Below are 21415 nucleotides of genomic sequence, written 5' to 3' on the forward strand. Positions count from 1 at the left end.
CGATGAGCCGGCTCGAAGTCGACGCACCCGCGTCCAAGGGAGAGGTGCCGGCGGGCCGCGGGGCATGGCGTTCCCGCAGCTCGGTGTTCTGGTTGTCCGTGCCGCTGGTGGCCGTCGCCGCCCTCGTCTTCGTCCTGCCGGTGACCGGCCTGCTGCCCGAGGGCGGGCAGGACCTCACGAAGACGCGGCTGCCCCCGGCGTTCCTGGACGGCGGCACCTGGGGGCATCCCCTCGGCACCGACAAGCGGGGCCAGGACATGCTCACGCAGCTGATGACCAGCGGCCGGCTGACGATCATGATCGGGCTGGTCGGGGCACTGGTCGCGATCGGGCCCGGTGTCCTGATCGGCCTGCTCGGCGGCTACTTCCGCGGCTGGGCCGACAAGGTGATCTCCATCCTCATCGACGCCCAGCTCGCGCTGCCGTTCATCCTCATCGCGCTGGCGATCATCTCCAACCGGGGGAGTTCGCTGCCGGTTCTGTTCCTGGTCCTGGCGCTCACCGGATGGGCGGCCTGCGCGCGCGTGACCCGCGCGACGACCCTGACCATCCGCGAACAGCAGTTCGTGCTCGGCCTGCGCGCCGTCGGCGCCTCGGAGGCCCGGATCATCTTCCGGCACGTGCTGCCGAACCTCGCCGGCACGATCGTCGCACTCGGAACGCTCCAGGTCGGTACCGCGATCCTCGTCGAGAGCGCGCTCAGCTTCCTCGGCCTCGGGGTAGTGCCGCCCAAGTCCAGCTGGGGCTCCATGCTCGCGTCGGGACAGGACGAACTGAGCCAGGCGTGGTGGATCGCGTTCTTCCCGGGGCTCGCCATCACCGTTCTCGTTCTGCTGGTGAACCTCCTCGGCGACGCGCTGCTCACCCACCATGACCCACGAAAGCGGCGCCGATGACCGAGCTCCTTAACGTCGAGGGCCTGTCCATCACGGCCCGTCTCTCCGGTGGTGACCTCCGGCTGCTGGACGACGTCGACCTTGCGATCGGGCGTGGTGAGATCGTCGGGGTCGTCGGTGAGTCCGGCAGCGGCAAGACCACCCTGGCCCGCGCCGTCGTCGGGCTCCTGGACAAGAACGTCCGGGTGGACGGCGGCTCGATCTCCCTCTCGGGCGAACGCATCGTCGCGCCGGACGCCGACCGTACGCACCGGGTCCGCGGCAGCGCCGTCGGAATGGTCTTCCAGGACGCGTCCCGGTCGCTCAACCCGCTCATGAAGGTACGGGCGCACCTCGCGGAGGTCCTTCGCAGGCACGTACGGGACATCGGCAAGGAGGACGTCGAACGGCGCTCCGCAGAGGTGCTGGAGCAGATGCGGATCACCGACGCCCAGCGCGTTCTCGACAGCTACCCGCACCAGCTGTCCGGTGGCCTTCGCCAGCGGGTCGCCATCGGCTTGGCGGTGGTCACGCGGCCGTCGATGGTCATCGCCGACGAATGCACCACGGCGCTCGACGTGACCACCCAGACCAAGGTCGTCGAACTGTTCAGGTCCCTCGTCGGCGAGCTCGGCATCGGACTGCTGTTCGTCACCCACGACCTGATGCTGGCCAGCGACCTGTGCGACCGCATCGCGGTCATGAACGGCGGCCGCGTGGTCGAGCAGGGCCCTGCGATGCAGGTCCTTGACCGGCCTGAGCAGGACTACACCCGGCGCCTGCTCGCGGCCATCCCGAACTGGACCTGAGGAGGCACGACCCTTTCATGCCCGAGCAGAACGGGATCGGCGCGTACGCGGCATACCTGCCCGCGTACGCGCTGACCAGCAACAGCCTTGAGGGCGCCGAGCCGCGTTCCGGCGGGCGGGCACGCAGTGTCGCCGCGTTCGACGAGGACACCGTGACGATGGCGGTCGAGGCGCTACGGGAGATCACAACCGGTTCGCCCGGGGGCGGCCAGCTGCTCCTCGCCACGACCAACGCGCCCTACGACGGCAAGACCTCGGCGGGAATCGTGCACGAGGCCCTGGGCCTGGACCCCGGCGTGGCAGCGGCCGACATGCGCGGCCACCGGTCGGGCGCGACGGTGCTCGACCTGGTCCTTCGGTCGGGCGCGACCGCCGCGCTCAGCGACGTCCGCACGACCCGGCCCCACGCGCCCGACGAGCTGGCACAGGGCGACGCCGCAGTTGCGTTCACCGCCGGTGACGCCGCGGCCGTCCTGCTGTCCCGCGCTGGACGGACCGCCGAGGTGCTGGACCGGTGGCGGCTCCCCGGCGAGCGCCACGATCACGTCTGGGATGAGCGGTTCACCGCCGAGATCCTGGTCGCGAGCGCCAAGGAGGCCGCACACCGCGCCCTGGCCGGCGCCGGACTGGACGCCGTCGACCACGTCGCCGTCGCGTCCTCCAACGCCCGCGCCGCCGCGATGCTCCGCCGCGCCCTCGGCGCCTCCGGTGCGGACGCCGAGATCGAGCGGCTCACCGGCTACACCGGTGCGGCCCACCCGGGCCTTCTCCTCGCCGCGGCCCTGGACACGGCCCAGCCGGGACAGACCATCCTGCTGCTCTCGGCGGCCGAAGGTGCCGACGCCTTCGTCTTCCGTGTCGGAGACAGGGTCCAATCCGTGCGCGGCGGACGTTCGGTACGAGAGCAGCTCGCCGACCGGGAGGCCATCGCCTATGGCCGGTACCTGCGCTGGCGTGGCCTGCTCGATGTCCAGGGTCCGGCACGTCCGGCCGCGCCGGCCCCGGCCGCTCCGCCGATGCATCGCCGGGCCGGCTGGAAGCACCGGCTCGAAGGCGGGCTCTGTGACGCCTGCGGCGGCATCACCACGCCGCCGAGCCGGGTCTGCGCGTCCTGCGGCATCGCCGGGGGCACCGGCGATCCGGGCAAGATCTCGCTGCGCGACCGGGTGGCCACCGTCGTCTCGGTCACCCGGGACCATCTCACGACCATGCCCGAGGACGAAGTCGCGATCGTCATTGCGGACTTCGACGTCGAGGGCACCCGCGGCGGCCGGCTGAACGCCTACGCGGCCGACGTCGCGCCCGAGGCCGTGGCCGTGGGCATGGAGATGCGCCCTACGTTCCGCCGCCTGTGGACCACCGACGCGATCCACAACTACTTCTGGAAGCTCCGTCCGTGGAAGGCCACGACCAGTGACGACTGAACCGAAGACGACCAGGCGCATGGCCCACGACGTCGCCATCGTGGCGATGGGGTGCACGCCTTTCCGTGACCACTGGAACTCCTCGGCCGACGACCTGATCGTCGACGCCGTTGGCGACTGCATGGAATCCCTGCCCGGGGTGTCGCTGAGCGACATCGACGCGTTCTGGGTCGGCACCCAGGGGACGGGCCTTTCCGGCCAGGTCCTGGCCCGCCCGCTGCGCCTGGCCGGAAAGCCCGTGACCCGTGTTGAGAACTACTGCGCGACCGGGTCGGAGTCCTTCCGCAACGCCGTGTTCGGCGTCGCGTCCGGCGCCTACGACATCGTCATGGCCACCGGTGTCGAGAAGCTCAAGGACAGTTCGCAGTCCGGCCTGTCCGCGGTCTTCCCCCCTGCGGACGGGACCGACGTCGACTGGACGGCTCCGGCCGGGTTCTCGCTGCTGGCCCCCGCCTACCAGGCGGCACATGGCGTCGGTGAGGGCGACATGCGCAGCGCGCTGACCCATGTCGCGGTGAAGAACCACGCCAACGGTGCCCTCAACAAGCGCGCCCAGTTCCAGAAGGCCGTCACGGCCGAGGTCGTCGAGAGGTCCCCGCGTGTGGCGGGCCAGCTCGGCGTGATGGACTGTTCCGGTGTGTCCGATGGAGCGGCGGCGGCCGTCATCGTCCGTGCCGAGGACGCCCACAAGTACACGGACAAGCCGGTGTACCTGAGGGGCATGAGCTTCGTCGCCGGATCCGGTGCCGGGCTCGCCGCCACCGGGTACGACTTCACGACGTTCCCCGAGGTCGTCACCGCCGCGGAGCAGGCCTACGAACAGGCGGGCGTGACCGACCCGGCGACGGAGATCTCGCTCGCCGAGGTGCACGACTGCTTCACCCCCACCGAGGTCGTCCTCATGGAGGACCTCGGCTTCTCCGAGCGCGGCAAGGCCTGGCGGGACATCCTCGACGGCAGGTACGACCTCGGCGGCGCCCTACCGGTCAACACCGACGGCGGCCTGAAGTCCTTCGGCCATCCGATCGGCGCCACCGGACTGCGCATGATGTTCGAGTGCTTCACCCAGCTTCGCGGTGAGGCCGGCGAGCGGCAGGTCCCGGACGCCAGGCTCGCCCTCGCGCAGAACCTGGGCGGCCAGCCCGGTTCCTCGGTCGCGTTCGTCGCCGTCTTCGGGAGCGAACTGTGACCGGGGCGGTCGGCTTCGACGGCCGGGTCGTGATCGTCACCGGCGCGGGCAACGGCATCGGACGCGCCCACGCCTTCATGCTGGCCGAGCACGGGGCACAGGTGGTCGTCAACGACCTCGGCGGAGCGGTGGACGGTTCGGGTTCCTCGGGCGCCGCCGAGCAGGTCGCCGCGGAGATCCGCGGGCTGGGCGGCGTCGCCGCCGCGTCCGCGGATTCGGTGGCGACCGTCGAGGGCGGCGCCGCCCTGGTGCGGCGGGCGATGGACGAGTTCGGCCGCGTGGACGCCGTCATCCACAACGCCGGCATCCTGCGGGACCGATCCTTCGGGAAGATGGCCGACGACGACGTCACCGACGTCCTCGACGTCCACCTCGGGGGCGCGTTCAACGTTCTGCGCCCGGCGTGGAAGCACATGGTCGAGCAGCGCTACGGGCGCATCGTGCTGACCACCTCGTCGTCCGGGCTGCTGGGCACCTTCGGCCAGGCCAACTACGCCGCCGCGAAGGCGGGTCTCATCGGCCTGATGAACGTGTTGTCGCTGGAGGGCACCCGCCGCGGAATCCTCGTCAACGCGGTGTCGCCGACCGCGGCCACGCGCATGACCGAGGGGCTCCTGGGTGATCTCGCCGACCGGTTCGACCCGCGGCATGTCGCGGCGGTCGCGACGTATCTGGCGTCCGAACAGTGCGAGCTCAACCGGCAGATCTTCACCGTCGGCGGCGGCCGCGTCGGGCGGATCTTCCTCGGCGTGACGCCCGGCTGGTATTCGGGGCCTGGACCGGCGTCGCCCGGTGACATCCACGAGGCGATCGAGGAGATCGGCTCGCTCGACGACTACATCGTCCCCCGGAGCGGAGAGGACGAGATCGCGCTCATCCAGAAGGTTCTCGGCGCGTAGCCCTTCGCCCCAAGCCCATCCAGGAGAGATCCATGCCCGTCAGCGAAGTCCATCACGTAGCCATGACCGTCTCGGACCTCGACCGTGCCGCGGACTTCTACGAGAAGGCCCTCGGCTACAAGAAGACGTTGCGTACCGACGTCGGCGGGCCGGGGATCGAAGAGTCCCTGGGGCTCCCGGAGGGGACCACCGGCAAGGTGCAGTACCTTCAGGGCCCGAGCCAGATCGGTCAGCTCGAGCTCATCGAGTGGAACGGTACAAAGAAGCGCACCGCGACCGCCGGGCATCTCGAGCTCGGCGTCTTCCTGCTGAGCTTCCAGGTCCCGCGCGACGAGATCGACGAGGTCTACGAGCGGATCTCGGGGCTCGGCGCCGAATGCGTCCGCCCGCCGCACCGGGTGCTCCTGGAGAACTACGGCTACATCACGGCGTTCGCCGCCCGTGACCTCGACGGCAACCTCCTGGAGTTCGTCAGCCTGCCGAGCCGGGAGGAGATCCGGGCATTCCGCGGAGGGGAAGCGACGAACTGATGGCCACGAGCAACTTCAGCGAGACGCTTCGCGTCCAGGCGCTCCGCCGTGCCGGACGCGAGGCGCTCGTCGGCGACGACAGGCGCTGGACGTACGCCGAGCTGGACGCCGACGTCGACCGGCACGCCGCCGCCCTGCTCGCCGCGGGCATCACGGCGGCGGACATGGTCGGCGTCCTCGGGCGCAACACCGCCACCTACGTCATCGAACTGCTGGCGGTCAGCCGCATCGGCGCCGTCGTCGTGCCGCTGAACTGGCGCCTGCACGCCGCCGAGCAGTCGTACGTCGTCGGCCAGGCCGGAATCACCTGCCTGCTGTACGACGACGACTTCCGGGACGACGCCGCCCACCTGAAGGCGAACACGGGGCTGCGGGTCGTCATCGCGAACGGGCAGGACGCCATTCCGGACGCCGCGCGCCTTGGAACGCTCCTCGACGCGCAGCCGCCGGGCGTCCGCGTCGACGACGCCGAGAAGGGCCCGGACGACATCCATCGGCTCCTTTACACGTCAGGCACCACCGCCCGGCCCAAGGGCGTCGTCCACACGTGCGGCAACCTGGTCGCCAACCACCGGGCTCAGATTCTGGAACTGGAGCTCACGCAGGACGACCGGATCCTCATCTCGGCCCCGCTGTTCCACGTCAGCGGCCTGGAGGCACCCGGGCTCGCGATCTTCGTCGCCGGGGCCACGATGGTCCTCACGCCGACGTTCCAGGCCGAGGACATCGCCCGCATCGCCGTCGAAGAGCGCATCACCGGGATGGTTCTGGCCGCCCAGATCCTCTTCGGCATCCTGGACCTCGACCCGCGTCCCGACCTCGGTGCCCTGCGCTACCTGCTCTTCGCCGGCGTGGCGCCGAGCGTGCGCCGCAGGGTGAAGAGCGTCCTCCCGCACGTGCGCACCGTCGACACGTTCGGCATGACCGAGCTCTGCAACGGCGTCTGCTACATGGACGCGGCCCACGAGGAGTCCAAGCTCGGTGCGCTCGGGGCCCCGTTCCCAGGGGTTCACATCCGCATCGTCGACGAGGGCTTCAAGGAGGTGCCGCCCGGCGTCGAAGGCGAGATCATCGTGCGCGGTGACAAGATCTCGCCCGGATACTGGAACGACGACGAGGCCAACGAGCGCTCCCGGCGCGACGGCTGGTTCCTCACCGGAGACGTCGGCCGGATGGACGAGGACGGCTACCTCTGGTTCGTCGACCGCCACGCCGATCTCATCAAGTCCGGCGGGGAGAACATCGCCGGGGCCGAGGTCGAGCGGGTCATCGCCCAGCACCCGCAGGTCGCGGAGGTCGCTGTCATCGGCGTCCCGGACGAGAAGTGGGACGAGGTCCCCAAGGCCTTCGTCATCCTGCACGAGTCCGCGGCGGTGACACCCGAGGACATCCAGCGGCACTGCCTGGACAATCTCGCCAAGTACAAGGTGCCCAAGTACGTCAGCGTCGTCGGCTCCCTTCCCCGCAACGACTCGGGGAAGGTCCTGAAGACGAAGCTGCGTGCACAGGAGGGCGCGTCATGAGCACGGCGAACCTCGCGCGGATACTCGGCGTCAACGCCGTCCGCTTCGCCGACCGGGACGCGCTCGTCTTCGAGGACCGGCGCTGGACGTACCGCGAACTCGACGCCGACGTGAACGCGCTCGCCGCCGGCATCGCGGCGGACGGTGTCGCCCAGGGCGGCCGTGTCGCGGTCGTCGCGAACAACGTCCCGGAATTCCTGATGCTGTCCCTGGCGCTGGCCAAGCTCGGCGCCGTGTGCGTGCCCCTGAACTATCGGCTCGCACCGGGCGAACTGGAGCACTTGATGGAGCGCGCCGAGGTCGAGGCGGTCGCGACCGTCCCCGAGTTCGCGGAGCTGACCGCGCGGGCGGTCGCCCGGCTCCCACTGGTGCGCCGGCTCGCGCTCGAACCCATCGACGGCACCTGGACGGACCTGCGTGCGCTCACCGCGGCCCACCGGGGCGAGAGGGTCCGGGACGTCGAACTGGACGACGCGGCACTCCAGCGCATCGTGTACACGTCCGGGACGACGAGCCTGCCGAAGGGCGTGATGCTCACCCACGGGAACGTGAACGCCAACATGCACGCCCAGATAGTCGAACTGGGTCTTCGACCGACCGACCGGATCCTGAACTTCGCGCCGCTGTACCACGTCGGCGGAACCGACCTTCCCGGATACGCGATCTGGCATGCCGGCGGCTGCATGGTCGTCCAGCGGCGGTTCGAGCCGGCCGGCATCCTGACCGCGATCGAGGCCGAGGGCATCACCGGCATGGTGGTCGCCGCGACCATGCTCGACATGATCCGCCGAGCGGCGGACACGACCGGCGCGGACCTGTCGTCGGTGCGCTGGCTGATCTTCTCCCAGGTCACGTCCGCACTGTTCAAGGTCGCCCGCGGGCTCTTCCCCAACGCGCGCCTGATCGAGGGCTACGGCCTCACCGAGACATGCAGCGGGCTCACGTACCTGGACGAAGCCCACATGGAGAGCAAGCAGGGCTCGGTGGGCCTGCCCGTTCCCTGGGTGGACGTCAGGGTCGTCGACGCCGAAGGGAACGACGCCGGAGTGGGGGAGGACGGCGAAGTGATCGCTCGCGGCCCCAAGGTGAGTCCGGGCTACCTCGACGACCCGGCGGCCACCGCCGAGGCGTTCCGCGGCGGCTGGTTCCACACGGGGGATGTCGGCTGCTTCGACGACGACGGCTACCTCTACATCCGGGACCGCCTGAAGGACATGATCCGCAGCGGCGGCGAGAACATGTCCAGCGCCGAGATCGAGAACGTCCTCGCCGATCACCCGCTGGTCCTGGCGGCCTCGGTGGTGGGGGCTCCGCATCCCCGGTGGGTCGAGGTGCCGGTCGCCTTCGTCGTCGGCAAGCCGGGACTGGTGGCCGACGACCTCATCGAGCATGTGCGCCGGCGGCTCGGGAAGTTCAAGGTGCCCAAAGAGGTCTACGTCGTCGAGGAACTCCCCACCAACCCCTCGGGCAAGGTCCTCAAGCGGGCCCTGCGGGAGCTCCGCCCGGCCATGACTCCGGATTGGGCCTATCCGGAGCAGTCCCGGCGCTGGTCACCGGGTGACGCCGAGGATGAGTGACAGCGTATGAATCAGGGCGAAGCGCTTGGTCCCGGTGCCGAGTTCCTCCCACGGCTTGGTCCGCTTGAGGTGCGGCACGATCTCCCACGCGGAGTCGTGAGTCCGCAGGAGCCTCTCCACGGTGTCGAGTTCGGCTTGGTGGAAGGCTTTCAGTTCGTCGGCGCGCGCGGCGATGTCCCGGTACGGGAACTGGTGCGCCGGGCAGGCGATCTCGACCTCGAGGTCCCGTATGCGATCCAGGGACCTGAGCAGGTCGCCGGCGGGATCGTCCCCGGGCAGGCTGGGGATGGCGAGCTGGGTCGGTCCTTCGGCCATCATCGTGTCGCCGGTGAACACGACGCCGCGCGAGGTGTCGACATAGACGGTGTGCCCGTAGGTGTGCCCGGGTGTGTGGAGCCCGAGGATCGTGACGTCGCCGAGAACGTGCTCGCTGTCGCGCTCGGGGGCCAGATCGAGGTCCAGGCTCTCCGAATGCCTGGCGACCCCGATCGCGTCGCCGTACATGCCGTCGATCACTTCACGCGGCGCTCCGGTCTGCTCCAGGGCCCTGCCCAGCTGGACCAGGAACCCACCGCCGCGCACACGGTTCTGATGGGAGAAGTCGTCGTCGCGCCCCATGACGACCCTCGCGCCGGACGCCGCCCGGACCCGGTCGGCGAAGCCCACGTGGTCGGGGTGGTTGTGGGTGAGCAGCACCAGCTGCACGGCCGCGAGGTCGTGCCCGATCTCGGCGACGGACCTGGTGAACGACTCCCAGCAGGAGGGGTGTTCGTAGCCGGCGTCGATGAGGACGAGCCCTTCCGGCGTCTCGATGAGGAAGACGGTGATGAAGCCGAGGGGGCTGCCGCGGAGTGGCACCGGAACGGCCCAGACACCATCCGTGACCTGCAGCGGGGCAGGAACGTCACGGGCCCGGTAAGCCGAGGCATGTCGTGCGTTGACAGGTATGGACATGGTGGTTGATCCCATCTACTCTGACGAAAAAGATACCGAATGGTCGGAATGTAGTTCAAGGAGCGAGATGAGCGAGCAGACGCGGGAACAGGTCGGCTTCCGCCTATGGGCCGTGTCCGACCCGGACCTGTGCGCGATCATCACCGCCGACGACGAGCGCATCGCCTACGGCGAGCTGTTCGCCGAGGTGAACCGGATCTGTCACGGACTGCGCGCCCGCGGGGTGAACGAGGGCGACACGGTCGCCGTGGTCATGAGCAACAGCGCCGCCATGGCGGCGGCGTACCTGGCGGCGATGCAGTCCGGCGTCTACCTCGTCACGATCAACTACCACCTGACCACTCCGGAGATCGCCTACATCCTTGCGGACAGCGACACCAAGGTCGTCCTGTGCTCGGAGCGCGTCGAGGACACGGTGCTCGCGGCGGTTCGTCCCGGTGTCGAGGTCTTCGTCGATGGCAGGGCATCGCGCGCCCGTCCGATGTCGGAACTGACCGGCGGCATGCCGGCGACCGACCCGGAGCAGACCCCGAACGGGTCCCTGATGATGTACACGTCGGGCACCACCGGCCGTCCGAAGGGCGTCAAGCGTCCCCTCAGCGGTGTCAGCGCCGACCAGGGCGCCCTCACGTACGTGTGGCTCTTCAACGAGTTCGGCATGCATCGCGAGGCGTTCGCCTCCTGGCTCGTCTCGGCGCCGATGTACCACTCGGCCAACATCACGCCGGCGATCGGCGCGCTGAACTGGGGCGGCACCCTGGTCCTGATGGACGGCTGGACGCCTGAGGGCTTCCTCCGGCGCGTCCAGGAGCACGGGGTCACCGGCACGAGCATGGTCCCCACGCACTTCCACCGGCTGCTGCGGCTTCCGGGGGAGGTCCGTGACGGCTTCGACGTCTCGTCCCTGCGGTACGTGCTGCACGGCGCGGCGCCGTGCCCGATGGAGGTCAAGCAGCGGATCATGGACTGGTTCGGCCCGGTGGTCTACGAGTACTACGGCTCGACCGAGGTCGGTACCACGGTCGCGCGGCCGCAGGAGTGGCTCGACCACCCCGGCACCGTCGGCAGGCCCGCGTCGATCTCGACCCTGAAGATCCTCGATCGCGAGGGGAACGAGGTCGCGGCCGGCGAGACCGGCATCGTCTACATGCGCCAAGGCGAGGACAAGGTCGAATACCACAACGACCCCGGCAAGACCGACGGCTCGCGGCGCGGCGGCCTGATGACCGTCTGGGACGTCGGGCACGTGGACGAGGACGGCTTCCTCTACATCACCGGCCGTGCCGCCGAACTCATCCTGGTGGGGGGCGTGAACGTGTACCCGGCCGAGATCGAGAGTGCCCTCATCGGGCACGAGTGGGTCGCGGACGCGGGTGTCGTCGGCGTCCCGGATCCCGACTACGGCGAGGTCCCGGCCGCGCACATCGTCCTGAGCGATGCCGCACCGGCTGCCTCGGCCGCCGTGGCGGCCATCCGCGAGCACCTCACCGGCCGGCTGGCCAAGCCCAAGCTCCCCAAGGAGTACTTCGTGCACGCAACGCTGCCGCGCGACCCGAACGGGAAGCTCTACAAGGCCCGGCTGGCCGATGCCGAGGAGGTATCCGCGTGACGGTGCCGGACGGGGTGCGGGCCCAAGAAGACAGCGAGCGGACGGGGGACCATGGACTTCGATGACAACGCCGGCGAGCGGGCGTTCCGCCGGGAGGTCGGCGCCTGGCTCGACGAGGCGCTCAAGGGCGTCCCGGACCAGGAGAGCCTTTCCGAGGAGGAGCGGACCCACTGGTCCCGGGTGTGGCAGGACCGCATCTGCGAGGCGAACTGGGCCGGGCTCTCATGGCCGGTCGAGCACGGCGGCCGTGGCATGGACGCGATCTCGCAGGCCATCTTCAACGAGGAGGCCGAGCTGCGCGGCGCGCCGTACGCCCTCAACGGCGTCGGCATGTACCTCGCCGGGCCGACCATCATCACGCACGGCACCGCCGAGCAGCAGGCCCGCCACCTTCCGGGCATCCTGAACGGCACCGACTACTGGTGCCAGGGGTTCAGCGAGCCCGGTTCCGGCTCGGACCTGGCGAGCCTGCAGACCGCGGCGGTCAAGGTCGACGGCGGCTGGCGCGTCACCGGCTCGAAGATCTGGACGTCGAACGCCCACAACGCGTCCAAGTGCCTCCTGCTGGCGCGCACCGACCCGGACGCGCCCAAGCACGAGGGCATCACCTACCTCCTCGCGCCGATGGACAGGTTCGAGGTTCGGTCGCTCGTCATGATCAACGGCGACACCGAGTTCAACGAGATGTTCCTCGACGACGTGTTCGTGCCCGACGAGGATGTCCTCGGCGGCACGGGGAACGGCTGGCGGGTCGCGCTGACGACCCTGGCTTTCGAGCGCGGAAGCATGGCGCTCAGCCTCTGGGTCTGGGCGCGCCAGGCCGTCGACCGCCTCACCGACCTCGCTCTGGAGAAGGGCATGGCGGACGACTCCGGGTTCCTCGACGCGATCGGCGCGCTGCGCTGCGACGCCGAAGCCGTCCGTATCGGCTCCCTGCGCATGGTCGGGGAGACCCGGGCCGGTGGCGCGCCCGGCGCGGAGACCTCGGCGCTGAAGAGCCTGTGGGCCGGCGTCGTCCAGGACGCGAACCGCCTGGCCGTGCAACTCGACGAGGCCGGCGGAGTGCTGCTCGACGGCGCGGGAGCCGAGGCCCGGATGCGTCACTACCTCCGCTCGCGCGCCCACACCATCGAGGGCGGCACGGAGGAGGTCCAGAAATCGATCCTTGCGGAGCGGGTGCTGAGCCTGCCCCGTTCACGTTGAGCGGAGTGGCGGAATGAAAGCGACGTTCACGCAGGAGCAGCTGGACATCCAGGAGTCCATCCGCTCGATCGCCAAGGAGGAGAAGGTCACCGCCCGCGACGCGCTCGCGGGGGAATGGCGGCCGCCCGGCGGCGACGCCGTCCTGCTCACCGACTTCGGCCTGCTCGGTGTGCCTGAATCGGCGGGCGGTGTGGGGTCGTCCCTGGTCGACCTCCTCGTGGCGGTCGAGGTCCTCGGCGAGCACCTGGTACCAAGCCGGTTCCCGGCACATGCCGCGGCGGTGCAACTGGCCACGGGGCTCGGCGAGCTCCCCGGCGATGTGCTGGCGGGCCGCACGGTCCTCACGCCCGCGGTCGACGTTCCCGGTGCCACCGGATGGCCCGGCGGCGGCGTGGACCCGCTCGTCCGCACGCTGGTGCCGTACGCGGCCCAGGCGGGCGGGGTCGTGGTGCTCGGCACCGGCGGCGCCTGGACGGCGGTCCCGTCGGGCATCACCCTGCGGGAGTCGTTCGATCCGTCGCTCCCGCTGTCCGACGTGACCTTCTCCGCGCCGCGAGACGCCGGGCCGGTCGGCTCGGGCGCGGGGCGCGCCGCGCTCGTCGCCGCCGCGCAATTGTGCGGTGTCGCCGCGGGCGCCATCGGACTCGCGGCCGGGCACGCCCGTACCCGCGAGCAGTTCGGCCGGGTCATCGGCTCGTTCCAGGGCGTGGCGTTCCAGTTGGCGGACGCGGTCAAGTACCGCAAGGCGGCGTGGGATCTGACCCTGTACGCCGCCTGGGCCGTGGACACGGGACGGCCCGAGGCGGAGAGCCTCGTCCACGCCGCGAAGGCGGCGGCGGGCAAGGCCGCGGTCTTCGCCGCGGAACGCTGCGTCCAGGTGCACGGCGGCATGGGCATCACGATGGAGGCCGATCCGCACCTGTTCCTGCGCCGCGCGCACGTGCTCGACGCGTGGCTCGGCCGGGGCTCGTGGCACCGGCGCCGCGTCGGTGAGCTGCAGGTTCAGCGGCGGCGGGGCGCCTAGGGGCGGGCAGGCGCGGAGAAGGCCGGTTCCTTGCCGGCTTTTCACTCGACAGATAACATACCGACTGGTCGGAATATAGGAGCGACAGTGAAGTTCGGGATCATGAACCTGTTCCCCGTGAGCGACGGGGCATCGGACCACCAGGTGCTGAGGGAGACCCTGGAGGAGATCGGGCTCGCCGACGAGCTCGGCTTCGACTCGGTGTGGCTGGCCGAGCACCATTTCTCCAAGTACGGGATCCTCGGCAGCCCGGTGAGCTTCGCCATGGCGATCGCCGAACGCACCAGGTCGATCACTATCGGCACCGCTGTCCTGGTCCTCCCGCTGCACAACCCGCTCCGGCTGGCCGAGGACATCGCGGCTCTCGACGTGCTCTCCGGTGGCCGGGTCACGATCGGTGTCGGTCGCGGCTACCAGCCCGCCGAGTTCGCCGGCTTCGGGATCCCGCTAGAGGAGTCAAAGGTCCGGTACAAGGAGACCCTCGATGTCCTCCGGCTGGCGTTGACGCAGGAGAACTTCAGCTACCACGGTGAAGTGCTGCATTACGACAACGTCACCACGTACCCACGGCCGTTCACGCCGGGTGGGCCGCCGATCCTGCAGGGCACCGTGTCGCCGGAGAGCTTCCGTGATCGCGGTGCGATCGGCGAACCCATCATCACCTCACCGAACTTCACGCCGCTCGGCATCATGCAGAAGAACTTCTCTCTGTACCGAACAGCGATGGAGGAGAACGGGTTCGACATCGCCTCCTACGACCTGCCGTTCATGCAGCAGGTCTGGTGCGGCGACGGCGAGGAAGGCCTCAGGGAGGCTGCTCAGGCCGCGTTGAACTACTACCGGTCCGTGGGGAAGGTCATCCCGGGTTCGGAACAGGCCATGGAGAAGGAGCGGGCCTACTACGAGGCGGTCGCCAAGAACATCAACCTGCTCACCCTTGAGCAGACCCTGACCCACGGCGGCAACTTCGGCTCGGCCCAGCAGGTCATCGACACCATCGAGATGCTGCGCGAACAACTCGGCATCAACCACTACATCGGCTGGCTCCGCATTCCCAGCCTCGACCGCAAGGCCGCCCTGAGGTCGATGGAGGAGTTCGCCGACAAGGTCATCCCGCACTTCCGTGCGCAGGACGCGGCCACATCGTCCGCCAAGGCGGTCGCGGGGTGAAGATCAGCGCCTTCCTGAGCGCCCAGTTCGACCCATCGGCATCGGCGGTCGAAGGGCTGGACGACGTCCTCCGGCAGGCCGTCGCCGCCGAGGAGGCCGGCTTCCACGCCGTCTACCTCGGACACCACTACCTTGCGAAGTCGGCGTTCCTTCAGCCGGTTCCGCTCGCCGGATACCTGGCCGGTGCGACCACGAGGATCCGTATCGGGTTCGGCGTCCTTCTGGCGCCGCTGCTGAACCCGATCGCGCTCTCCGAAGACCTCGCGACCCTCGACGTGATCACGGGCGGCCGCCTGACCGTCGGAATCGGCGCGGGGTACCGCAAGCGCGAGACCGCGGCGTTCGGCGTCGCCTGGGACGACCGCCTGCGGCGCCTGCGCGAGTACGTGCCGGCACTCCGGTCGCTGTGGAGAGGCGAGACCACCGATCTCGCGGGCAGTTGGGGAGAGGTGCCGGGGGCGTCCCTGCCGCTGAGACCGGTCCAGCCGGGTGGCCCGCCGATCTGGATCGGCGCCTTCGCCGAGCCCGCCCTCCGGCGCGCGGCCGGTCTGGACGCACCGTGGCTCATCGGCCCGAAGGGCGACGACGAGGAACTCGCGGCGATGCTGACGATCTACCGAGACACCCTGACCGAACACGGGTTCCCGCTCGAACGCGAGTACCCGATGGCACGCGAGGCGTTCATCGCCGAGACCCGTGCGGCGGCGATCGCGGCGGTGCGGCCTCATATGGAACGCCAGTACGCCGGTTACAAGTCGTGGAAGGACGCCCAGAGCATCGACATCGACCGGTACATGGCCGAGGACTGCCTGATCGGCACCGCGGACGACATCGTCGCCAAGCTGCGCCGCTGGGAGACGGAACTCGGCATCACCGAGGTGTCCCTGCGGCTCCAGTTCGTGGGCGGCGGCCAGGAGGAGACGATGGACCAGATCCGACGGTTCGGCGCCGAGGTCGTCCCGCGATTCGGCGAGCAGGGGGCGGCACCGATGGACGGGGCGTCGCGATGAGCGGCACGAACCTCGCCGGGATCCTCGAAGCGCGCGCCCGCGACCGCGGCCAGAGCATCGGCCTGCACGGCGAGGACGGCCGGTCCTGGACCTTCGACCAGATCGACCTCCTCGCCGGCGGCGTGGCGGAGTCGCTCGCGGCGGAGGGCATCGGCGCGGGCGACCGGATCGCGTTCTACCTGACCAACGGCCCGGAGATCGTGTTCTTCCTGTTCGGCGCGTGGAAGCTCGGCGCCGTTCCGGTCACGATCAGCAGCCTTTACAACGCCTCAGAGCTGGCGGAGTCCGTCGCGAAGACGGATCCGAAGCTCCTCCTGGTCGATGTCCGCCGCGTCGATGTCCTGAACGATTTCGACGCCGCCCAAGTGATCGTCCGGTCGGTGGGGCCGACGGCGGCTCCGGGGACGCCGGTGGCCGGCGTCCGGCCGCTGGAGTGGGGCGGCGAGGCCCGGGTCGGCGCGGTCGAGGTCGAGGGAGACCGCGAGTCGTGCATCCTGTTCACCGGCGGGACCACCGGGCGCCCGAAGGCGGTGAGCGTCACGCACGGCGGGACCCTCGGCTCGCTGCAGCGGCTCACCCGGGTCTCGACCGGCAGTGAGGAGCAAGGGACGGCGGCACCGGACGCCAGGCCCAACCTGATCGCCCTGCCGCTGTTCCACTCCGGTGGCCAGCACTCGCTGCTGTTCGCCTACTTCGTCGGGCGCGGCGCGGTCGTCTGGGAGCGATTCGGGGTGGAGCGCCTCGCCGTCCTCATGGAGCGGTTCGCGTTCGACAACTTCTTCTTCCTGCCCACGATGGTCTTCGACATCCTGCACGCCGAGCGCGACCTCCCGTTCGAGGGGGTGAAGCACATCCTCGTCGCGGGCCAGGCGATCTCGTGGACGGTGCGCCGCGACTTCGAGCTGCGCTACGGCGTCCCGATCCTGATGAACTACGGCTCGACCGAGTCGGGGCACATCGCAGGCTGGAACAGCAGGGACATGAAGGCCGGACTGTGGAAGCCGGGCTCGGCCGGCCGGGTGTACCCGGGCGTGGAGCTGGAGATTCGCAGCGACGAAGGCATCGCCCTCCCGGCCGGATCCGAGGGCGAGATCGTCGTGCGGTCCGAGCTGACGAAGGGCTACGTGGACGATGCGGAGGCGTCGGCCGCGCTGGTCCGCGACGGCTGGGTGCACACCGGCGACATCGGGCACGTCGACGAGGACGGCGTGCTGTGGCTCTCGGGCCGCAAGCGAGACATGATCAAATGTGGCGGCTTCCAGGTGTGGCCGGAGGAGATCGAGGACGTCCTGCGCGAGCACACGCTCGTGCGAGACGTCCGCGTTCTCGGCAGGCCCGACGACCGGCTGGGCGAGATCCCGGTCGCGACCGTCGTCCGCCGGACCGACGCCGAGTTCCCCGACCGCGACCTCGCCGACGCCCTGACCGCGCTCGCGCGTGAGCGGCTCGCCCACTTCAAGACCCCGCGGCTGGTGGAGTTCGTCCCCGAGCTGGAGCGAAGCGCGACCGGCAAGGTCAGCCGCGCGTCAGTGCCCGACCCCGGGAAGGAATCGCACAAATGAAGTTCGGCATCATGGCGTCGCACCAGTACCCGCACGGCGACGACCTCGGAAAGCACCTGAACGACCTGTTCGGGACCGTCGAGCTGGCCGCCGAACTGGGCTACGACTCGGTGTGGACGATCAACCACTTCCAGTCGAACCTGGCCACGCCGCAGCCCATTTCGATGATGGCGAGCCTCATCCCGAGATCCGGCGACATGACGCTCGGGACCGGGATCCTGCTCCTGCCGCTGTTCCATCCGGTGCATGTGGCCGAGGAGTTCGCCACTCTCGACCATCTGTCCGGTGGGCGGGTCGTCCTCGGGGTCGGTGCCGGCTACCGCGAGAACGAGTTCGCCGCGTTCGGCGTCGACCCCGAGACCAGGTTCCGCCGGTTCGACGAGAGCATCCGTCTCGTCCGGACCCTGTGGTCCGGTGAGACGGTCGACCACGAGGGCGAGTTCTACCCGCTCTCTGATGCCTCGATCGGGATCCGCCCGCTGACACCGGGCGGCCCGCCAATCTGGGTGGGCGCCGGTGGCAAGAAGGCGGTGCGGCGGGCCGCGCGCCTGGGCGATGCCTGGTACGCGCCAGGCAACTCGCCCAGCCGCAAGTACCTGCCCGAGCACCTGGGCGTCTACAACGAGGCACTCGCCGAGTTCGGCAAGGACACGGCCTCGATCGAGCGGCCGATCGGCGTGGAGCTGTACTGCGCGCCGAGTGTGGACGAGGCCGTGGAGACGGCGCTGCCCCACGCACGGGTCGAGTACTCGACGTACGCCGAGTATCCCGCGCTGCGATGGCAGCGCGACCGGTTCGACGACCTGGTGCGGAACACGCTGCTGCTGGGGTCCCCGGAGTTCCTCATCGAGCGGATCAGCGCCTTGCGGGACATGGGCTTCAACCACGTCATCTTTCGTCCGGGCTGGCTGGGGATGCCGGCCGAGAAGATCCACGACTCCCTGCGGCTGTTCGCCGCGGAGGTCTTCCCCGCGTTTCGCTGACATCGGCCCAGCGGGCCACCGACCCATCCATGAGCAGTTGAGGAGAGCCGTGAAGAAGACCGAATCAGAGTTGCTGGAGAACCAGTGGGACGTCGCGAACATGGAGGTCGACCCGGAGGTCCTCGCGTCGTACGTGAAGTACCACGTGGACGAGAAGCGCGCGGTCGCCACCATCACCTTCGACCGTCCCGACCGGCTCAACGCCATCCCGGTGGCCGCCTTCGAGCGCGTCGGCGACCTGGTCCGTGAGGCGGAGACCGACGACCGCGTCAAGGTCATCGTCTTCAAGGGCGAGGGCGACCACTTCGGCACCGGCGCGGACGCCGCCGAACTGGGCCACTACATCGGCTACAAGTCGGGAACCGACAAGGCGTCGCGCCGCCGGCCGGCCCAGCGCCAGCGCATCCTCCCGGACCGCAACGTGCTGAGCTCGGGCTTCACCCGCCCGATCATCGAGTCGCTGAAGGCGACGATCTGCCAGGTGCAGGGCTACTGCTACGGCGGTCACTTCCAGATCGCGCTGTCCGCCGACATCGTCATCGCGACCCCGAACGCCCGGTTCACCCACCCGGCGTTCCGGTATCTCGGCCCCGGGCCACAGGACATGTACCACTGGATCGAGAAGGTGGGCCTGACGACCATGAAGGACGTCATGCTCACCATGCGCGCGATCGGCGCCGAGGAGGGCGAGCGCAAGGGCCTGGTCACCAAGGTCGTCGAGCCGGACGAGCTGGAGAGGTGGGTCGACGACTACGCCGACGCGATCGCGGTCATGCCGCTCGACTCGCTGATGATGGGCAAGTCGATGATGCAGATCGTCATGGAGGCCCGCGGCAAGGGACTGGGCGCGATGACCGGCTGGGTCGGACACGGCTGGGCCACCAACGTCAGCTTCGAGGAGGGCGACTGGAACTTCCTCAGGCAGCGGCGTGAGAAGGGGGTCGCGAAGGCCCTGGAGGAGCGCGACAACATGGTCGCGCCGTACTTCCGCCTCAGCGAGAGCCGTTCGTCCCAGTCGGAGGAGGAGTAGGAACCGCCGTGAAGTTTGGAGTCCTCCTCGACCACCAGTACGAGTTCGGCGACGACATCAACCGCCGCACGGGCGAACTGGTGGAGTTCACCCAGCACATCCGGGACCTCGGCTACGACTCGGTGTTCGGTATCCACCACTACCTCTCGTCCCTGAGCACGCCGCAGCCGCTGCCGCTGCTGTCGCGGCTCATCGACCACTCGGGCGACATGCAGATCGGGACGGGCATCCTCATCCTCCCGATGGGGCACCCGGTGCACTGGGCGGAGGAGATCGCGACCATCGACCAGATGTCGGGCGGCAGGTTCGTCCTGGGCATCGGGTCGGGATACCGCGAGGACGAGTTCAACGCGTTCGGTATCGAACGCCGTACGCGAGTCTCGCGGATGAACGAGTCCCTTGAATGCATGCAGAAGCTGTGGACCGGTGAAAAGGTCTCGCACCAGGGCAAGCATTTCGAGTTCCAAGACGTGCGGTGCAGCGTCCTGCCGGCACAGAAACCCGGACCTCCGGTGTGGGTCGGCGCGAACGGCCCGATCGGCATCCAACGCATCGCCCGTCAGGGGCTTCCCTGGATCGCGCCGTCGAACGTCCGCCGCAACTGGGCGGTCGGCAATCTCGCCGACTACCGGGCCGAACGGAAGGCGGCCGGTTACGGCGAGGACGATGCGGTCTTCCCGATTCATCGCGACCTGTGCCTCGCTGACTCGTTCGATGACGCGTATGAGGTCGCCGGCGCCGCTGTCCGTGCCTCCTACGGCGAGTACGTCCAGTACGGCATGGACTACTTCGACACGCAGTGGGACGGCATCAAGCAGAAGGCTCTGTTCTTCGGGTCGCCCGACGACATCACGGCCATGATCCAGGATTTCGCGCAGGCCGGCTACAACCACTTCGTCTTCCGGGCGCAGTGGCTCGGCCTGCCGATCGAGAGGTCCTTCGAAATCGTGGAGAGGTTCGCACGCGAAGTGATGCCGAGGTTCCGCAAATGAAGATCGGTCATGTGATCGTGCCGGCCACCGACCTGGAGGCACAGCTCGGGTTCTACAACTCCCTCGGGCTGACGATGAGGTTCCGCGATGGCGACCGGTACGCCGCCCTTACCGACGGAGAGACCACCATCGGGCTGGCGGATGAGTCGCAGCAGCCCGTCGCGGGCCGGACGGTGATCAGCGTCGAGGTCGACGACCTGGACACGCATGCCGCACGCCTGTCAGCCGGGGAGCCGGTGAGAGGCCCGCACGAACGCCGGGTGGTGGTCGCCGACCCGGGCGGCAACCCCGTGGTCCTCTACGAGCGACTGCCATGAACGACATCGTCCTCAGCATCACGACGCCCGAGCCCGTGATCGCGGCCGCCAAGGGAAGGAATTACGGAAACGGCCGTTTCCTATACTGACAACCATGAGCAACAACGGGAGGCGGGGGCGCCCTCGCGACCCCGCCGTTGACCGGGCGATTCTGCGCGAGACGCTGGCCCTGCTGGACAGTGGCGGCTACGAACGGCTGCGCATGGCCGACGTCGGAAACAGGGCCGGGGTCGGGCTGGGCTCGCTGTACCGGCGCTGGCCGACCAAATACGCCCTGGTCGTCGACGCATTGCGCGCCGCTGCACCCGCCCCCGAGGTGGAGCCCACCGATGACCCGGTCGAAGACCTGGTCTCGTGCCTCATCAGGCTCGCCGAAGAACTCGGCAATCGCGGCGCGCTTCTGGCGGTGTTGCTGACCGACCCGACCTCGGAGGTGGCCGCCGCAGTACGCGAGGCAGAGCTCCACCCCGCTCGTGAGGCCACCCTCGAGCACCTACGCCGGGTGATAGGCCCGGTCCCCGACCTGCGAACCCGGGCTGACAGCGGCCCGGCCCTGATAATCCATCACCTGCTCCTCCAGGGCGTTTCTCCCGAGGAGGCACAAATCCGAGAGCACATCCTCCCCCTCATGACAGCCCTGGACACGAAGTCCCTCCCACCACGTCGCTGACCCGGGAGGGGCCGGTGAGATGCCCGTATGGAGACTCGAAATCTCATCGACGGCGAGTAGCGGGG

The 21415-nt window shown here is 69.4% G+C and carries 20 protein-coding genes; 19 read left to right on the forward strand and 1 reads right to left on the reverse strand.

Going from position 1 to position 21415, the window contains the following annotated elements; all coding sequences use genetic code 11:
- The first annotated feature begins 2 nt into the window (after window positions 1–2).
- From E1285_RS11685 to E1285_RS11720, 8 genes are read left to right on the forward strand one after another with little or no spacing between them, the layout of a single operon-like run.
- Window positions 3–896, forward strand: a complete 894-nt coding sequence (locus E1285_RS11685) for an ABC transporter permease (protein WP_132151070.1) — start codon at window positions 3–5, stop codon at window positions 894–896.
- Window positions 893–1684: an ABC transporter ATP-binding protein gene (locus tag E1285_RS11690; protein WP_132151072.1), complete on the forward strand. Its 792-nt coding sequence runs from the start codon at window positions 893–895 to the stop codon at window positions 1682–1684. The genes E1285_RS11685 and E1285_RS11690 overlap by 4 nt, the downstream gene beginning before the upstream one ends.
- Before the next feature lie 17 nt (window positions 1685–1701).
- A complete protein-coding gene (locus E1285_RS45505) occupies window positions 1702–3108 on the forward strand; it encodes a hydroxymethylglutaryl-CoA synthase (RefSeq protein WP_165966566.1) in 1407 nt (468 codons plus the stop codon).
- Entirely contained in the window at window positions 3098–4297 is a 1200-nt protein-coding gene (locus E1285_RS11700) for an acetyl-CoA acetyltransferase (RefSeq protein WP_243722723.1), read from the forward strand. Before E1285_RS45505 ends, E1285_RS11700 begins: the two co-directional genes overlap by 11 nt.
- The gene (locus E1285_RS11705; RefSeq protein ID WP_132151074.1) at window positions 4294–5196 is read left to right on the forward strand and encodes an SDR family NAD(P)-dependent oxidoreductase; all 903 of its coding nucleotides are present in this window, start codon (window positions 4294–4296) and stop codon (window positions 5194–5196) included. Before E1285_RS11700 ends, E1285_RS11705 begins: the two co-directional genes overlap by 4 nt.
- Before the next feature lie 32 nt (window positions 5197–5228).
- A complete protein-coding gene (locus E1285_RS11710; RefSeq protein ID WP_132151076.1) occupies window positions 5229–5726 on the forward strand; it encodes a VOC family protein in 498 nt (165 codons plus the stop codon).
- Window positions 5726–7249 carry an AMP-binding protein gene (locus tag E1285_RS11715; protein ID WP_132151078.1) on the forward strand — a complete coding sequence of 508 codons (1524 nt, stop codon included), beginning with the start codon at window positions 5726–5728 and terminating at the stop codon, window positions 7247–7249. Before E1285_RS11710 ends, E1285_RS11715 begins: the two co-directional genes overlap by 1 nt.
- Window positions 7246–8826 carry an AMP-binding protein gene (locus tag E1285_RS11720; protein WP_132151080.1) on the forward strand — a complete coding sequence of 527 codons (1581 nt, stop codon included), beginning with the start codon at window positions 7246–7248 and terminating at the stop codon, window positions 8824–8826. Before E1285_RS11715 ends, E1285_RS11720 begins: the two co-directional genes overlap by 4 nt.
- Here the strand turns inward: E1285_RS11720 and E1285_RS11725 are convergent.
- A complete protein-coding gene (locus E1285_RS11725) occupies window positions 8800–9684 on the reverse strand; it encodes an MBL fold metallo-hydrolase (protein ID WP_165966567.1) in 885 nt (294 codons plus the stop codon). The two genes, E1285_RS11720 and E1285_RS11725, sit on opposite strands and share 27 nt — an antisense overlap.
- A gap of 163 nt (window positions 9685–9847) precedes the next feature.
- Here E1285_RS11725 and E1285_RS11730 point away from each other — a divergent pair, with 163 nt between their 5' ends.
- The 11 genes from E1285_RS11730 to E1285_RS46560 all read left to right on the forward strand — a co-directional run bounded on the left by E1285_RS11730 (window position 9848) and on the right by E1285_RS46560 (window position 21350).
- A complete protein-coding gene (locus E1285_RS11730; RefSeq protein WP_165966568.1) occupies window positions 9848–11389 on the forward strand; it encodes an AMP-binding protein in 1542 nt (513 codons plus the stop codon).
- 51 nt (window positions 11390–11440) lie between these two features.
- Window positions 11441–12592: an acyl-CoA dehydrogenase family protein gene (locus E1285_RS11735; RefSeq protein WP_132151086.1), complete on the forward strand. Its 1152-nt coding sequence runs from the start codon at window positions 11441–11443 to the stop codon at window positions 12590–12592.
- A 13-nt stretch (window positions 12593–12605) separates the two neighbouring features.
- Window positions 12606–13616 carry an acyl-CoA dehydrogenase family protein gene (locus E1285_RS11740; RefSeq protein WP_132151088.1) on the forward strand — a complete coding sequence of 337 codons (1011 nt, stop codon included), beginning with the start codon at window positions 12606–12608 and terminating at the stop codon, window positions 13614–13616.
- Between the two features lie 87 nt (window positions 13617–13703).
- Entirely contained in the window at window positions 13704–14786 is a 1083-nt protein-coding gene (locus E1285_RS11745; protein WP_132151090.1) for an LLM class flavin-dependent oxidoreductase, read from the forward strand.
- Entirely contained in the window at window positions 14783–15796 is a 1014-nt protein-coding gene (locus tag E1285_RS11750) for an LLM class flavin-dependent oxidoreductase (RefSeq protein ID WP_165966569.1), read from the forward strand. The genes E1285_RS11745 and E1285_RS11750 overlap by 4 nt, the downstream gene beginning before the upstream one ends.
- A complete protein-coding gene (locus E1285_RS11755) occupies window positions 15793–17358 on the forward strand; it encodes a class I adenylate-forming enzyme family protein (RefSeq protein ID WP_132151094.1) in 1566 nt (521 codons plus the stop codon). The genes E1285_RS11750 and E1285_RS11755 overlap by 4 nt, the downstream gene beginning before the upstream one ends.
- Complete coding sequence (locus E1285_RS11760; RefSeq protein ID WP_132151096.1) at window positions 17355–18341, forward strand: LLM class flavin-dependent oxidoreductase; 987 nt, start codon at window positions 17355–17357, stop codon at window positions 18339–18341. The genes E1285_RS11755 and E1285_RS11760 overlap by 4 nt, the downstream gene beginning before the upstream one ends.
- A gap of 49 nt (window positions 18342–18390) precedes the next feature.
- Entirely contained in the window at window positions 18391–19371 is a 981-nt protein-coding gene (locus E1285_RS11765; protein ID WP_132151098.1) for an enoyl-CoA hydratase/isomerase family protein, read from the forward strand.
- Window positions 19372–19379: 8 nt separating this feature from the next.
- Window positions 19380–20363 (forward strand): LLM class flavin-dependent oxidoreductase, encoded by a 984-nt coding sequence (locus E1285_RS11770; RefSeq protein WP_132151100.1) that lies wholly within the window; start codon window positions 19380–19382, stop codon window positions 20361–20363.
- Window positions 20360–20680, forward strand: coding sequence for a VOC family protein (locus E1285_RS11775; protein ID WP_132151102.1), 321 nt, complete (start codon window positions 20360–20362; stop codon window positions 20678–20680). The genes E1285_RS11770 and E1285_RS11775 overlap by 4 nt, the downstream gene beginning before the upstream one ends.
- Before the next feature lie 94 nt (window positions 20681–20774).
- Complete coding sequence (locus tag E1285_RS46560; RefSeq protein WP_132151104.1) at window positions 20775–21350, forward strand: TetR/AcrR family transcriptional regulator; 576 nt, start codon at window positions 20775–20777, stop codon at window positions 21348–21350.
- Window positions 21351–21415: the final 65 nt, after the last annotated feature.

This window comes from Actinomadura sp. 7K507, from assembly GCF_004348425.1.
In the GTDB taxonomy this organism is placed as follows: domain Bacteria; phylum Actinomycetota; class Actinomycetes; order Streptosporangiales; family Streptosporangiaceae; genus Spirillospora.